This is a genomic window from Persicimonas caeni (genome assembly GCF_006517175.1).
In the GTDB taxonomy this organism is placed as follows: domain Bacteria; phylum Myxococcota_A; class Bradymonadia; order Bradymonadales; family Bradymonadaceae; genus Persicimonas; species Persicimonas caeni.
The window spans coordinates 3,595,246-3,608,556 of record NZ_CP041186.1 but is presented as its reverse complement, the minus strand read 5'-3'; the positions used below and the strand labels follow the sequence as shown (position 1 = coordinate 3,608,556).

13 protein-coding genes are annotated in these 13,311 nt (G+C 59.5%); 6 read left to right on the top strand and 7 right to left on the bottom strand.

Translation table 11 applies throughout. The annotated features are described in order from the left end of the window. The gene (locus FIV42_RS13410; RefSeq protein ID WP_141198188.1) at positions 1 to 1,107 is read right to left on the bottom strand and encodes a glycosyltransferase family 4 protein; all 1,107 of its coding nucleotides are present in this window, start codon (positions 1,105 to 1,107) and stop codon (positions 1 to 3) included. 262 nt (positions 1,108 to 1,369) lie between these two features. Continuing rightward, positions 1,370 to 2,590, bottom strand: a complete 1,221-nt coding sequence (locus tag FIV42_RS13405) for a glycosyltransferase family 4 protein (protein WP_141198187.1) — start codon at positions 2,588 to 2,590, stop codon at positions 1,370 to 1,372. Between the two features lie 265 nt (positions 2,591 to 2,855). On the opposite strand from FIV42_RS13405, the gene FIV42_RS13400 reads away from it, so the two are divergent. From FIV42_RS13400 to FIV42_RS13390, 3 genes are read left to right on the top strand one after another with little or no spacing between them, the layout of a single operon-like run. Continuing rightward, positions 2,856 to 3,734 carry an ABC transporter permease gene (locus tag FIV42_RS13400; protein WP_222615453.1) on the top strand — a complete coding sequence of 293 codons (879 nt, stop codon included), beginning with the start codon at positions 2,856 to 2,858 and terminating at the stop codon, positions 3,732 to 3,734. A gap of 33 nt (positions 3,735 to 3,767) precedes the next feature. Then, positions 3,768 to 5,096: an ABC transporter ATP-binding protein gene (locus FIV42_RS13395; protein WP_141198186.1), complete on the top strand. Its 1,329-nt coding sequence runs from the start codon at positions 3,768 to 3,770 to the stop codon at positions 5,094 to 5,096. 27 nt (positions 5,097 to 5,123) lie between these two features. Then, on the top strand, positions 5,124 to 5,909 hold the full coding sequence (locus tag FIV42_RS13390; protein WP_141198185.1) for a sulfotransferase domain-containing protein: 786 nt from the start codon (positions 5,124 to 5,126) through the stop codon (positions 5,907 to 5,909). Here FIV42_RS13390 and FIV42_RS13385 read toward each other — a convergent pair. Next, complete coding sequence (locus tag FIV42_RS13385) at positions 5,906 to 6,646, bottom strand: O-methyltransferase (protein WP_141198184.1); 741 nt, start codon at positions 6,644 to 6,646, stop codon at positions 5,906 to 5,908. The genes FIV42_RS13390 and FIV42_RS13385 overlap by 4 nt on opposite strands. 41 nt (positions 6,647 to 6,687) lie before the next feature. On the opposite strand from FIV42_RS13385, the gene FIV42_RS13380 reads away from it, so the two are divergent. Then, entirely contained in the window at positions 6,688 to 7,935 is a 1,248-nt protein-coding gene (locus FIV42_RS13380) for a glycosyltransferase family 4 protein (RefSeq protein ID WP_141198183.1), read from the top strand. A gap of 106 nt (positions 7,936 to 8,041) precedes the next feature. Here the strand turns inward: FIV42_RS13380 and FIV42_RS13375 are convergent, their stop codons facing one another. From FIV42_RS13375 to FIV42_RS30140, 4 genes are read right to left on the bottom strand one after another with little or no spacing between them, the layout of a single operon-like run. Further along, positions 8,042 to 8,974, bottom strand: coding sequence for a sulfotransferase (locus FIV42_RS13375; protein WP_141198182.1), 933 nt, complete (start codon positions 8,972 to 8,974; stop codon positions 8,042 to 8,044). A 12-nt stretch (positions 8,975 to 8,986) separates the two neighbouring features. After that, positions 8,987 to 9,223, bottom strand: a complete 237-nt coding sequence (locus tag FIV42_RS31425; RefSeq protein WP_390619586.1) for a hypothetical protein — start codon at positions 9,221 to 9,223, stop codon at positions 8,987 to 8,989. A gap of 6 nt (positions 9,224 to 9,229) precedes the next feature. Beyond that, positions 9,230 to 9,808, bottom strand: coding sequence for a nucleotide sugar dehydrogenase (locus FIV42_RS13370; protein WP_168210625.1), 579 nt, complete (start codon positions 9,806 to 9,808; stop codon positions 9,230 to 9,232). A gap of 7 nt (positions 9,809 to 9,815) precedes the next feature. Further along, entirely contained in the window at positions 9,816 to 10,073 is a 258-nt protein-coding gene (locus FIV42_RS30140) for a hypothetical protein (RefSeq protein WP_168210624.1), read from the bottom strand. Between the two features lie 292 nt (positions 10,074 to 10,365). Between FIV42_RS30140 and cysD the strand changes: the two genes are divergently transcribed. Both cysD and cysC read left to right on the top strand, forming a co-directional pair. Further along, the gene (gene cysD, locus FIV42_RS13365; RefSeq protein WP_141201325.1) at positions 10,366 to 11,196 is read left to right on the top strand and encodes a sulfate adenylyltransferase subunit CysD; all 831 of its coding nucleotides are present in this window, start codon (positions 10,366 to 10,368) and stop codon (positions 11,194 to 11,196) included. 216 nt (positions 11,197 to 11,412) lie between these two features. Then, a complete protein-coding gene (cysC, locus tag FIV42_RS13360; RefSeq protein WP_141198180.1) occupies positions 11,413 to 13,296 on the top strand; it encodes an adenylyl-sulfate kinase in 1,884 nt (627 codons plus the stop codon). The last annotated feature ends 15 nt before the right edge of the window (positions 13,297 to 13,311 follow it).

Genomic DNA, 13,311 nt, shown 5'->3' with positions numbered 1-13,311 from the left:
TCAACGGGCTGTCTTTCGCTGCAACGCGTAGTGGTATCCGTCAAGCGTCTTCTTCACTGTCGTACTCCACTGAAACTGGCGGCTACGCTCGCGTCCACGCCGGCTCAGTGTAGTGCGCAACTGATTGTCGAAGTAAACTTGCTCGATCGCACTGCTCATCGACTCCACGTCTTCAGGATCGAAGAAAACGGCGGCTGATCCGACAACCTCAGGGATGGAGCTACGCTCCGAGCACACGACGGGACAGCCCATCGTCATCGCTTCTAGCGGGGGAAGCCCGAAGCCCTCGTAAAGCGAAGGATACACCAAGCATCTTGCTCCCGCAAAGAGACGAGCCAAGCACCGGTCATCGCCTTTCATCAGGTGAGTTCGTTCGCGCAGCCCGCATCTATCGAGTAGGTCGACCTGCTCGGACGTGAATTCCCCTCCACCAAAACACACCAGGTTTGCTTCTTGACCAACACGACTGCTCGAAAGCGCTCGCACCATTTGCGCAAAGTTCTTGTAGTCAGCCGCGCCTTGGCGCGCGCCGACATAGAGGACATAGGGCGCGAGCGCGTCGTCGGGCCGCACGTCAGTGAAGCGGGAAAACGACGTGCCCAGATGGGTGACGAAGATTTTGTCGGCGGGGATGTCGAAAAGCTCGACAAGATCGCGCTTGGTGCAGTGCGAAACGGTGAACACCACGTCTGCGAGTTCGGCCAGGGAACGTTTCCGCGTGCTAAGTGGCTGCGCAAATGCCTCAGGCCCGGCGACACGCTCGCGAATCAGATCATGAACGGTAAACGCCAAACGCGCCCGCTTTGGCAACACAACTCGGTCGTGAAACGTAACGTGGTAGATCGCCGTTTCTGGCAACAATGCACGTAAGAGTGAATCCGTGCAGCGGTTGAATTGGAGACGTGCCGTATTGGTCCCGGCCCTTTTTGAAACTCTCGCTCCCCACACTTCGTCGACTTCGTCCAAATATGCGTTTATGTGCAGCCCGGCCGCAATTCTGGACTGCATTCCCGCGCGCCGAAGCCCACGGTGAAGTTCTGTGCAGTAGCGCGAAATTCCGCCGTAGGTCTGTCGATCGAAGATGTGATGGCTGAAGTAGACGTCCAACTAGTCTTGTCCCACTGATTTGGCAAATTATCAGAGTACGGGAGGCATCAATTGCCGAAGGAGAGTCCTGCCAAATTTGCTTTGTTTTCGCAGCCCTTCGAAGGCACTTCGCTTGCTATCGAGTAGTCGGTCTTCTTCGACGAGCGCTGCATCTTGGTCAGAACTGGTCGCGTGTGCACCTAACGTTGCCCCGTGACAGTTTCATGCGGAGAGCTTATCAGGCACGCCGCCATCGGCGAAAGCCGCTTTCATTCCGCGCATTTCAGGTTCGACTTCGTGTTAGGGCGAGCAGTTGGTCGATGAACGCCGCAGCACAGTTCTGGCGGCGCCAGGTGGGGCTGAAGTCCGCGAGGCGCGTCTGGTACTGTGCATGATTGTCGATGGCTCGGCGCAGCCCACGCGCCAGCCCACTCGGGCTGTAGTCATCATAGACCACCCCGATCTGGTGCTCTTGGACAATGCGAGCCATCCAAGTTTCAGCCGGCACAACCATGACCTTCTGCAGCCCGACCGCTTCGGCGAAGATCCCCGATGTCTTATGGGCGAAGATCGCCGGTTCGTAGGGCAGCGCCAAGATATCCATCCCTGCGAGATTTGCCTTGTACTGAGCCCTCGAAAAGGGGCCGACGCGCACGTCGGTGCCGGGATGTGCACGAAGTCGTTCCAACACATGCTGCCCCAGAGAGCCCGATTCTCCTGGCCGCAGCGTAACGTTGAAAACCCAGTGCACGTCCGCATCGAGCCGTTCGAGCGCCCCGCTGAGCTGGGAGGCGCCACGTCGAGGCGACAGCGCGCCGGTATAGCCGACGGTGGGCCGACTCGACGAGGATGATTGCTGTGGGAACGACTCCCAATCGATGACCATCGGAAGCGAGTGCACCGGGCCGTCGAGGACGCCTTCGAGCTGGTCAGCGACCACCGCAGTTTGGCCCGCCAGATGCAGCGCGCGCCCGGCTCGGGCCCGACGGCTTGCGGCGATGGTGGCCTCGAAGAGCGGTCGCATCGGCAGCCTGCTGGTGCGAATCGGCTCGTCGTTCCAGGTGAAGAAGAGCATCACCATCGGATTCGAACGGTGCGCCAGGAGATAGTGCACACTGGCCGCGAGCAAATACTCGGGGCGTCCACCGAGCATGCAAAAGACTCGTTGAGGGTCGCCTCCGGCTCCAGTGCCGCTCGCCGTCTGCAGGGAACGAAATAGGCGCAAGCCTTCATCGAGCCAGCGCAGCAAGCGCAGGCCCAGGTTGGGGCGGGCGAACGCCGGAAGCACTGCCTGCAGGCGAACACCGGCCTCTTCGAGTACTGTGCGAGCCTGGTGATCGATATCGGAGTTAACCCAAGCGCTCAATTCGACGCCGCGATGACGCGCGGCCTTGTGCAGCGCGACCAAATACTCGACCTCGTGGCCGTTGAGCCGGGCGATATTGGGCTCGATCAGGACGAGTTCAGGGTGGTTGGAGACACCAAGCGGGCTTTTCGAAGGCATCTTGTCCGGTAAAGGCATCTTGTCCGGTAAAGGCATCTTGTCCGGTAAAGGCATCTTGTCCGGTATACGACGGTCAGGGGGGACGAGTTGCGACAGCACGAAAGTAAAGGGCATCAAACGCAGTGGCAAGATTGTGACATGCCAGACTCTCGGTTTCAGCAAGCGAAGATAGGTGTTAGAATCGAGGGCGCGCGAATCTATCTGGGGAACTTCTCCAAGCAGATGCGCAGCGGTTTCTGTCCCGTCTCAACGTCTGAAGGCACCGTTGGATCGTCCCTCCACCAAGCAATTGAGCGATGAGCCCCGTGGGCACCACGAGCAGATGCCGGTTCAGACCGTCATCGAGGCTCGCAGCGGGTGGCGACTCATCGACTGGCGAGAGCTAGTTCGCTACAAGGATCTGCTCACCTTTTTAGTGCTGCGTGACGTTCGTGTCATCTATAAGCAGACTGTTTTGGGAATTGGCTGGGCGATCATTCGTCCGTTGTTCAGTATGATTGTCTTTTCGGTCGTCTTCGGCAAAATGGCCAAAGTGCCCAGCGACGGCATCCCCTATCCAATTTTTTCATATGCGGCGCTGGTGCCATGGACCTACTTCGCCACAGCGATGACCGCCTCGACGGAAAGCTTGGTCAAAGACCGTCGAATGATTACGAAAGTCTACTTTCCGCGGCTGGTTGTTCCCTTGGCGCCTGTATTGGCGAAGTTGATGGACTTTGCCATCGCCTTCTTGCTGCTAATCGCTCTGATGCTGGGGTACGGATACGCCCCCACTTGGAAGATACTGTTTCTGCCGATTCTCGTCGTCATGATGGTGGCCACAGCGACAGGAGCTGGCTTATGGCTTTCGGCGTTGGCGATTCAGTACCGTGACGTCAAGTATGTGGCGCAGTTTTTGGTTCAACTGTTGATGTATGCCGCACCGGTAGTTTGGCCTGCTTCGCTGGTGCCCGATCAGTACCGGCTTTTGTATGGGCTCTATCCCATGGCCGGGGTCATTGAGGGCATGCGAGCAAGCTTATTGGGGACGGGCGCCATGCCGTGGGAGTTGATTGGGATGGGGGCGATAAGTACCACCGTCATCGTTATTTCAGGGGCGTTCTATTTTCGGCGCGTGGAGCGTGTCTTTGCAGATGTTGCATAGACGAACCGACTCACTTTGTGCGGATTTCCAGCGATGAACGATGTAGCCATCAGCGTAGACCAGCTAAGCAAACGTTATCGCATCGGTACGCGGGATGAGCAGCAAGATACCCTCATCGGGGCGTTGAATTCTTGGCTGAAAGCGCCGTTGAAGAACTTTCGTCGCATTCGACGGCTGTCGCGATTCGACGGGCCGCAGGCGGACGACCTGATCTGGGCACTTCGGGAAGTTTCCTTCGAGGTGGCGCGTGGAGAGGTGCTCGGCGTCATCGGCCGCAACGGAGCCGGTAAGAGCACATTGCTCAAGGTACTGTCTCGCATCACTGAACCGAGCAGCGGACGAGCTGTGCTCAACGGGCGCGTCGCCAGCTTGCTCGAGGTTGGCACCGGGTTTCATTCCGAGTTGACTGGCCGCGACAATATCTTCCTTAACGGCACGATACTCGGTATGAGTAAGGCTGAGATCAGCGAGAAGTTCGACGAGATCGTCGCGTTTTCGGGAGTCGGCAAATTTATCGACACCCCCGTCAAGCGATACTCTTCCGGGATGCGCGTACGGCTAGCCTTCTCAGTCGCCGCACACCTCGAGCCCGAGATCTTGCTTATCGACGAGGTGCTGGCCGTTGGTGACATCGCGTTCCAAAAAAAGTGTTTGGGCAAGATGGAGGAGGTCGCCAGTCAGGGGCGTACCATTCTCTTTGTCAGTCACGACATGGGAGCAGTGAGTGACCTATGCGATCGGACCGTGTTGTTAGACGAGGGGGAGTTGGTTTGCGCAGGGCCGACCGATGAAGTGATCAGCCATTACTTTGCAACTGTTGACCAACAGATGAATTCGGATGGCAGTCGCTGTTGGAGCGACCTCGGGACGGCTCCGGGAGGAGAGCAGTTGCGATTATGTCAGATCGCACTTCGAGATAGCACGGGTAGGCGCACGTCGACCATGTCGGTTCAGGACCCCATCACCATCGAGTTCGTCTACCGGGTCCTCGAAGAAGTGCGCGGCATGCGTTTTGTGATGAAAATGCGCCGAGCTACGGGAGAGCTGGTGTTGGCCTCGACCGATCATCTCCAGCGTACCGAGACCTTGTCGCCCGGAGTTTATCGTGGCGCCTGTCAGATTCCAGGCAAGCTGCTTAATCGAGGCCGGTATTACATCACATTACATGCCGGTATTCCGGGCCAAAAAGTGCTACTGCAAGGTCAAGAGTGGGTCGGCTTTACCGCTGAAGGCCAAACCGCCCATGGCTCCAGGTATCCAGAAAAGTGGCCCGGAGTGGTGGCCCCCGAACTCGAATGGCAAGTCGACGAGCCACTCGTCGACTCCCGTGAGCAGCTGGCGGCCGTCGCTGGTATAGAGTGAAGTCGTTTCCTCTCCCAGGAGCAGAACGTGTTAGTCGAGTGGTTCAACCGGGCGCGGGCAATCGTGGGGAACAGGAAAACGTATCTGCCTCCCGATCCGAGGCCGAACGATATCTACCTGACCTCTTATCCTCGATCGGGAAACACATGGACCCGTTTTCTGTTGGCCAATTACCTGACGGGCGAGGCTTGTGACTTTGACGCCGTGTACCGCTGCGTGCCGGATCTATATGTCAGCCCGGAGCGCTGTGCCGAATTGCCGTCGCCGAGGTTTTTGAAGAGCCATGAGCCTTATGTGCCCGAGTATCGAAGGGTGATCTACATCGTACGCGATGGGCGAGATGTTGCCGTCTCCTACTACTTTTATTGCCGGCAGCGTGGGACCATTTCTCAAGAGATGTCTTTCGACGATTATCTAACGTTGTTTAACCGTGGTCAGGTTGGTCCCTACGGCTCCTGGAGTACCCATCTAAACTCGTGGTTGGACAACTTAGAACCATCGGGTCGCCTTCTGCTCATCCGCTATCGAGATTTGAAAGAAGATACGGCACAACAACTTCGCCGCATCCTCGAGTTCGCGGGGCTTGATATCAATGTCGACCGCGTCGAGCGTGCCGTGACCGATGCGCGCTTCGAGCGAATGCAGCGCCAAGAAAGGATCATGCGTCAACGCAATCTTCAAACGAGCGCCGACGGCCAGTCGCTCAAGGCGGTGCGCAAAGGTCAGACTGACCAGTGGCAGGAGATGTTCAGCGATGGGCAGCTTCGTCGGTTCCTAGATTGTCACGGCGATGCACTGGCGCGGCTGGGTTAGATATTAAAAGCCCGTCCGGTGTGGCTTACTGCAATATTCCCACGAGAAGTGAGCACCTGGAATCGAAAAGAGGTCTGTTCCTCCCACTTCGCAACCACAGTCTGCTCGCCTTCCCGATCGATATCGTCGAGGACGATCGTGCAGCAGGAGGCTAGCCTGTCGGCGATGTAAGGCAGGGCCGGAAAACGGGCAAACCGATATTGATCCTTAAATGCGGGGGGACCATCGACCACGACCAGATCAATACCCTTCGGTGGCAGCTTCTGCTCGAGTACGGCAGTGTCGTACCAAGTATAGACCACTGGCTCATTGTGCCAATCGCCTTGCTGGGTTCCGAAAGGAGAGGTTTCGAGAGGTGCTTTGATCAGGGTGACGTGATCGAGCAGTCCTCGCCGTTCGAGCTCCTTGCGGACAATCGAGGCCCACTTAGGATCGTGTTCTACACTGAACAGGTGACCGCGGCGAGATTGCAGCAGAGCGGCGATGAAGAACGTCGAGACACCGGAACCGAACTCGACAATAACGCGGCGGTCGTTGATCGTGATATCATTTAACAGCAGTTCGACTGCCGCTGGGCGCAGCGCCGAGCTCGTCCAGGGGATGAACTCGGAGTATAACGGCTGGAGACGTTGCATTGCGAGAACGTCGTTCTGAACCATCAGCAGCTCGGAGACCGGCCGCTTTAGCACGCGCTGGAGAGTTTGAGAGATGCCTGAGATTTTCTTCGTGATGTTCAAGTCAGATCCTTGAGCCCGGCTACACAGTAGAAAACACCTTTATGACGAGAGTTGTTCACGTCAACTCCCACCTTTCGGGCGGTGCAGCCAGGGGAGCCTACTGGCTGCACCAGGCTCTGCGTGCCGCGGGGGTGGATTCGAGTTTTCTGAGCCGCCCCAAAGAGGAGTCGGCTCTGGCCGCCGAGGCCGTTCCTGACACGCTCGGCTGGCAGGTTCATCAGCGGGTCAGTCGACGCCTCTATCGACTCCTTCGGCGTCTCAAACATAAGGATAGAGGGGGATTCTGGTCGCTACAACTCGTGCCGAATACGATCAGTGAGACGATCAACGAGTTCGGTGCGGATCTCGTCCATCTCCACTGGGTTGGTCGGGAGTTTGTACCGATTGCTTCGGTGCCACGCATCGAGGCCCCCTTGGTCTGGACGATTCGGGATATGTGGCCCTTCACCGGCGGATGTCACTACTCCGAGCAGTGCAGCGGCTATCACTACCAGTGTGGCGCTTGCCCGCAGTTGCGCGGCGACTTCTCCTATGATCTCAGCCACCTGGTGTGGCGATGGAAAAAACATTGCTGGCGCGATTTGGATGTGCATCTAGTGGCGCCGAGCGAGTGGATGGCCGACTGCATACGCGCTAGCAGCCTGCTGCGTGATTACCCAGTGCGAGTCATCCCCAACGGCGTTTCCCTCGACACTTTCTACCCCGAGCCAGCGGCAGCAGCGCGCCGCAAGCTCGGGTTGCCTGTCGATGGTAAGCTTGTTTTGTTCGGGGCAATGAACGCTCGGGAGTCTCGCAAGGGTGGTCGGCAACTCCTAGAGGCCCTCGAGAGGATCGCGCAGACCTCGAAGGCCGAGGACATTAGTGTAGTCGTCTTCGGTCAGGGGACCCCGTTGGAGTTGCCGCTGCCAAGCGTCCACCTCGGTTATATCGACAACGATGAGAGGCTTCGGCTCGCCTACAGCGCGGCAGACGTGATGGTGGTGCCGTCCCTCGAAGAGGCGTTTGGAAAAACAGTCATCGAGGCAATGGCCTGCCAGACGCCTGTGGTCGCATTTAATACCGGAGGCCCGGCTGACATTATCGCTCATAGGGAGAATGGCTTCTTGGCGCCCACCGGTCACTCTGAGAGGCTCGCCGAAGGAATTCTATGGTGCCTCGAAGAGGACGAACGGCTGGCGCGCCTGTCAGAAGCGAGTCTCGAGACAGCGCAGTTCCGCTATGGCATCCGGACAGTCGCCTCCGAGTATACCGAACTCTACGAGGAGATTCTCAGCCGGCGTGGTGGCTAAGAGCAACATCTTATCGTTTGTAAATAGCGACTCATCGGCACGCATAATCCGGCGATAGGGCAAAAGTCGCGCCATCCACAACCAACTCGATTGCGGTAGTCTGAACTCACATCGGGGGCTGCCAATCAATTGGACCGTACCAGTGTCTGGCAGTTGCTTCGGTTTGCCCGCGCACTCGCGCAATCTCCTCGGGGCTGAGCCGTTGGGTCCATGACCATACATTCGAGCGGCTGTCTCGGGCCAGCTGGTGCGGCTTCGCCGTCTCGACCGTATTGCTCGCCGCGCTCGTGCGCTCAAGGAAATGCTGCGAGGCGCGAGTAAATGGCACCCCCAAGCGTGAAGCCAGCGTGCGAAATTCGGCGACGGGCTCGCGCGATAGATCTTCGTGGCGCACAACATTCCAATTAGGGTGGCGCTCGAGAAGCTTCGCCGCCGTCCCATAGATGAGGTTCCAGAGCAGTGCCGCTTGGTCGATTATGTCGTGTCGTCGGTCAGCGAAGTCCTCAATCTGTGTGCGATACTCCGATAGAAAGTCCCGCATCAGCAGCGGTTGATCCCGTAGGTGTGCGAACGGAAAATCCCAGCTGCGCTGTTTGAGGCTTCCTGCAAAGGCGGCGGGGTGACGTACCAATACCACGACCTGAAAGCCGTAGCGCTGCGAGAGCCACTCCGACGAGAAAAATGCGAGCGGATCTTTGAGGATCACGTGGCAACCGGGCAGACGGTTGTAGACGAAGGCGCGCGCCGATTGTCCCTGGCGGGTCAGCGAGACGCGGGAGGCCAATCGCGTCCGCAGCCATGGGTTGAACGCCATCCCCATATGCGTCTCGAAAGCGGCGGCCCAGCGGTGTTCGTTGTCTGCGCAGACGTAGGTGTACCAGTGCTCGAGTTCGGCGAAGCCAGCCGCGTTGACGTTGAAAGGCTCGTGGACGTAGTGCAAACGTCTTGGCTGAGATAGTACTTTGCCTACCCACGTCGTTCCGCTTCGATGAGAGCCCGTAATGAGGATTGGTGAATTGGCAAGAAGTCGCAATGACATGGGTGCTAGCCTCTACAGTCGACTGATCTGGAGCGGGAAGCGGCAGAGAATATTTCGCGTATCCAACACGAGGTTCCCTTGATACGCCACCACCTCATAATCCACCCTCCCATGAGCCACCACTACCACCACCGCATCACTCTCCGCCACCACCGCCTCCGTCAACTCCACACTCCTCACCCCTCCCAACTCTTCTACTACCGGCACAAACGGATCGAGATACGCCAAATCCGCCCCCCATGTATCCAACAGGCGCTAGATATCGATCGCCGGCGACTCCCGGGTGTCATGCACATTGGCCTTATACGCCATGCCTAGCAGCAAGATCTTCGCCCCTTTGACCGCCTTGCCCTGCTCGTTCAACAGCCGGACCAGTTTGTCGACCACAAACATGGGCATGTTGGTATTCAGGTCAGTGGCGAGCTCGATGAACCGGTTGTGAAAGCCCACCGACTTGGCCTTCCAGCTCAGGTATGAGGGGTCGAGGGGGATACAGTGTCCACCGATCCCTGGCCCCGGGTAAAACGGCATGAATCCGAACGGCTTGGTGCTCGCCGCTTCGATGACCTCCCAGATGTCGATGTCCATACGGTCGCACATGATCGCCATCTCGTTGACCAGCGCGATGTTGACCGCGCGGAAGGTGTTCTCGAGGAGCTTGACCATTTCGGCTTCGGTGGTGCTTTTGACCGGGTGGACCTCGTCGATGATCTGCTCGTAGAGGGCGTTCACCAGTTCCGTCGAGGCTTCGTCGACGCCGCCGACGACCTTGGGGGTGTTGCCGATGTGGTAGTCGGGGTTGCCGGGATCGACGCGCTCGGGGCTGAAGGCCACAAAAATATCAGCGCCCGCATGGGCGAGCTTGGGGGGCGACGACCTCTTCGGTGGTGCCGAGAAACGTCGTCGACTCGAGCACCAACAGGCATGGCTCGCGCAGGTGGACGGCGAGCATGTCGAGGGCGGCGTGGATAAATGAAAGATCGGGCTGACGAGTCTTGTTGAGCGGTGTGGCCACGCCAATGCACACTGCGTCGGCGTCGGCGGTATAGGCGTAGTCGCTCGTGGGCTCGAAGCGCCCCGTCGCCAGCGCGGCGGCCAATCGCTCGGTAGCTACGTCGGTGATGTAGCGTTGGAGCGGCTTGACTCATCAAAGATATGATCCTTATCAGCAGCTACAGGCGTGTAGACGAGACTCAATTGACTTATCCACCCCAAAACGTCAATATACCGCGAAGTTAGCACGGGGGCGTTTCAAATTGCGTGATCACGCACGACGCACATAAGCTTCAGACAATTCAAGGGAAGTACCCATGACCGTCACCGACACCGTGTCGGATCGCAATCCGCTGTCGCACCTCGACGAGGTCGATCGCTTTTCGTCGCCCGACGAGATGCCTGATTACAGCCATCTCGACGAGTTGGAGGCGCAGAGCATCTTCATCATTCGCGAGGCGTTCAACAAATTCGACAACCTGGGCATGCTGTGGAGCATGGGCAAGGACTCGAGCGTGCTGCTGTGGCTGGCGCGCAAGGCGTTCTTCGGCCACGTGCCCTTCCCGGTCATGCACGTCGATACGAGCTACAAGATCCCCGAGATGATTCAGTTTCGGGACGAGCTCGCCGACCAGTGGAACCTGGATCTGCGGGTGGGGCAGAACAAGGCCGAGATCGAGGCCGGCAACACCTTCCCGGTGGGCAACGCCACGCGCGTCGAGTGCTGCTCGATGCTCAAAAAAGACGCCCTGCAGGACCTGATCGCGGCCAATGACATGCACGCGATCTTCCTGGGCATCCGCCGCGACGAAGAGGGCACGCGCGCCAAGGAGCGCTACTTCTCGCCGCGCGACAAGGACTTCGCCTGGGACTTCAAGGACCAGCCGCCCGAGTTGTGGGACCAGTTCAAGACCGACTTCGAGCCGGGCACGCATCTGCGGATCCACCCGCTTCTGCACTGGACCGAGGTCAATATCTGGGAATACATCGACCGCGAGCGCATTCCCACGCTGAGCCTGTACTTCGCCGACAGCAGCGACGACGGCACCATGCGCTACCGTAGCTTGGGTTGCGCGCCGTGCACCGACGGCATCGCCTCGACCGCCAACACCGTCCCCGACATCATCGCCGAACTCAAGGCGACGAAGGTCAGCGAGCGCTCGACGCGCGCCCAGGACCAGGAGTCCGAGGACGCCTTCGAGCTGTTGCGCGCCAGTGGGTATATGTAAGGGCGACGTTGTAAGGCGTAGCTTTCTGACGCCCCCCATCCGCCTCGCGCTGTACTACGCGCTCGGCACCTTCCCCACGGGGAAGGGCTGCCCCTGCGGAAAGCAACTCTGTTCAGGCGCGCTAAGGCATCCCTTCCCCTGGGGGAAGGTGCCCGTAGCGAAGCGAAGGGCGGATGGGGGGCCCCAGCAACCCAAACGAACACACGCAAAACATACATGAAATCCGAGACCACACCGCTAAAAATCGTCATCGTCGGCCACGTCGACCACGGCAAGTCGACCCTCGTGGGCCGGTTTCTGTACGAGACCGACTCCCTCGAAGAGGGCAAATACGAGGCCATCAAGGCGACCTGCGAGCGCCGCGGCGTCCCCTTCGAGTGGGCGTTTTTGATGGACGCGCTGCAGGCCGAGCGCAACCAGAATATCACCATCGACACGGCGCAAATCTGGTTCGAGTCGGACAAGCGTCCGTACACGATCATCGACGCGCCGGGGCACAAAGAGTTCTTGAAGAACATGGTCACCGGCGCCGCTCAGGCCGACGCCGCCCTGCTCCTGATCGCCGCTGACGAGGGCATCCAGGAGCAGAGCCGGCGCCACTGCCACATGCTCAGCATGCTGGGCATCGAGCAGGTGACCGTGGTCGTGAACAAGATGGACCTGGTCGACTACGACCAGGAGCGCTTCGAGAATATCATCTCGGAGTACACCGAGTTCTTGAACGAGATCGGCATCGAGCCGAGCTCGTTCATCCCCATCTCGGCGCGCGAAGGCGACAACGTCGCCTCGAAGCCTGCCGAGAACATGGCTTGGTATGACGGACCGAACGTCGTCCAAGTCTTGGACGCCTTCGAGACGCCGAAGACCCTGGAAAACCGCCCGCTTCGCTTCCCCATCCAGGACGTCTACCGCTTCGACGAGCGGCGCATCCTGGCGGGCCGCGTCGAAGCCGGCACGCTCAACGTGGGCGACGAGCTCGTGTTCACCCCCCACGGCAAGACCGCCCGCGTGCAGACCATCGAGCGGTGGAGCGCGCCCGCCAGCGACACCGCCCATGCGGGCGAGTCCATCGGCGTGACCCTCGACGAGCAGATCTTTGTGGAGCGCGGTCATGTGGCAAGCCACGCGGCCGAAGCGCCCGAGGAGACCTCGCGCTTTCGGGCCAATGTCTTCTGGATGGGCAAGCAAGACTTGCTGGCCAACCGGCCCTACAAGCTCAAGCTCGCCACCCAAGAGGTCGAGTGCACCATCCGCGAGGTCGTGCGCATCATCGACGGGTCGACCCTCGAGGTCGTCAGCGAGGACCGCGACAACATCGAGCGCTACGACGTCGCCGAGGTGATCTTGGAGACCAAGCGCCCCATCGCCGTCGAGCGCCACGACCAGACCCCGGAGGTGGGCCGGTTTGTCATCGTCGACGAGTACGACGTCGCCGGCGGCGGCATCGTGCTCGAGCCGGAGCTCCACCAGGAGAATATCTTCTGGCACGAGGGCAAGGTCGCCCGCAAAGATCGCGAGCGCCTCAACGGCCACCGCGGCGCGTGCGTGTGGCTCACCGGGCTTTCGGGCGCGGGCAAATCATCCATCGCCGTCGAGCTCGAGTCGCAGCTGCACCGCCGCGGCATCCACACCTACATCCTCGACGGCGACAACGTGCGCCACGGCCTGGGCGCCGACCTCGGCTTCTCGGCCGCCGACCGCGACGAGCATATCCGCCGCGTCGGCGAGGTCTCGAAGCTCTTCGTCGACGCCGGCACCATCGTCGTCTCGGCGTTCATCTCGCCCTACCAGCGCGTGCGCGACCGGGTGCGCGAGTCGATGGAAGACGGCCAATTCATCGAAGTCCACGTCGACGCCTCGGTCGAGGCGTGCGAGGAGCGCGACCCCAAGGGCCTGTACGAGAAGGCACGCGCCGGCGAGATCGACAACTTCACGGGCATCAGCGCGCCGTACGAGGCGCCGGAAAATCCCGAGATCGTCATCGATACGGTGACCGACGAGAGCGCTGCGAAAAGCGCGGCCAAGATCGTCGACTTCCTCGAGCAGGGTGGGTATCTGACCATGATGCGCGAGGCGGTGGTAAAGCCGCAGACGGCGTAAACAACATTTTCACCA

Coding starts and splice junctions, on each gene's coding strand:
- FIV42_RS13405 (WP_141198187.1), bottom strand. CDS start 2,590: ATGCCTTCGAAAAGCCCGCTTGGTGTCTCCAACCACCCTGAACTCGTC.
- FIV42_RS13395 (WP_141198186.1), top strand. CDS start 3,768: ATGAACGATGTAGCCATCAGCGTAGACCAGCTAAGCAAACGTTATCGC.
- FIV42_RS13380 (WP_141198183.1), top strand. CDS start 6,688: ATGACGAGAGTTGTTCACGTCAACTCCCACCTTTCGGGCGGTGCAGCC.
- FIV42_RS13375 (WP_141198182.1), bottom strand. CDS start 8,974: ATGTCATTGCGACTTCTTGCCAATTCACCAATCCTCATTACGGGCTCT.
- cysD (WP_141201325.1), top strand. CDS start 10,366: ATGCCTGATTACAGCCATCTCGACGAGTTGGAGGCGCAGAGCATCTTC.
- cysC (WP_141198180.1), top strand. CDS start 11,413: ATGAAATCCGAGACCACACCGCTAAAAATCGTCATCGTCGGCCACGTC.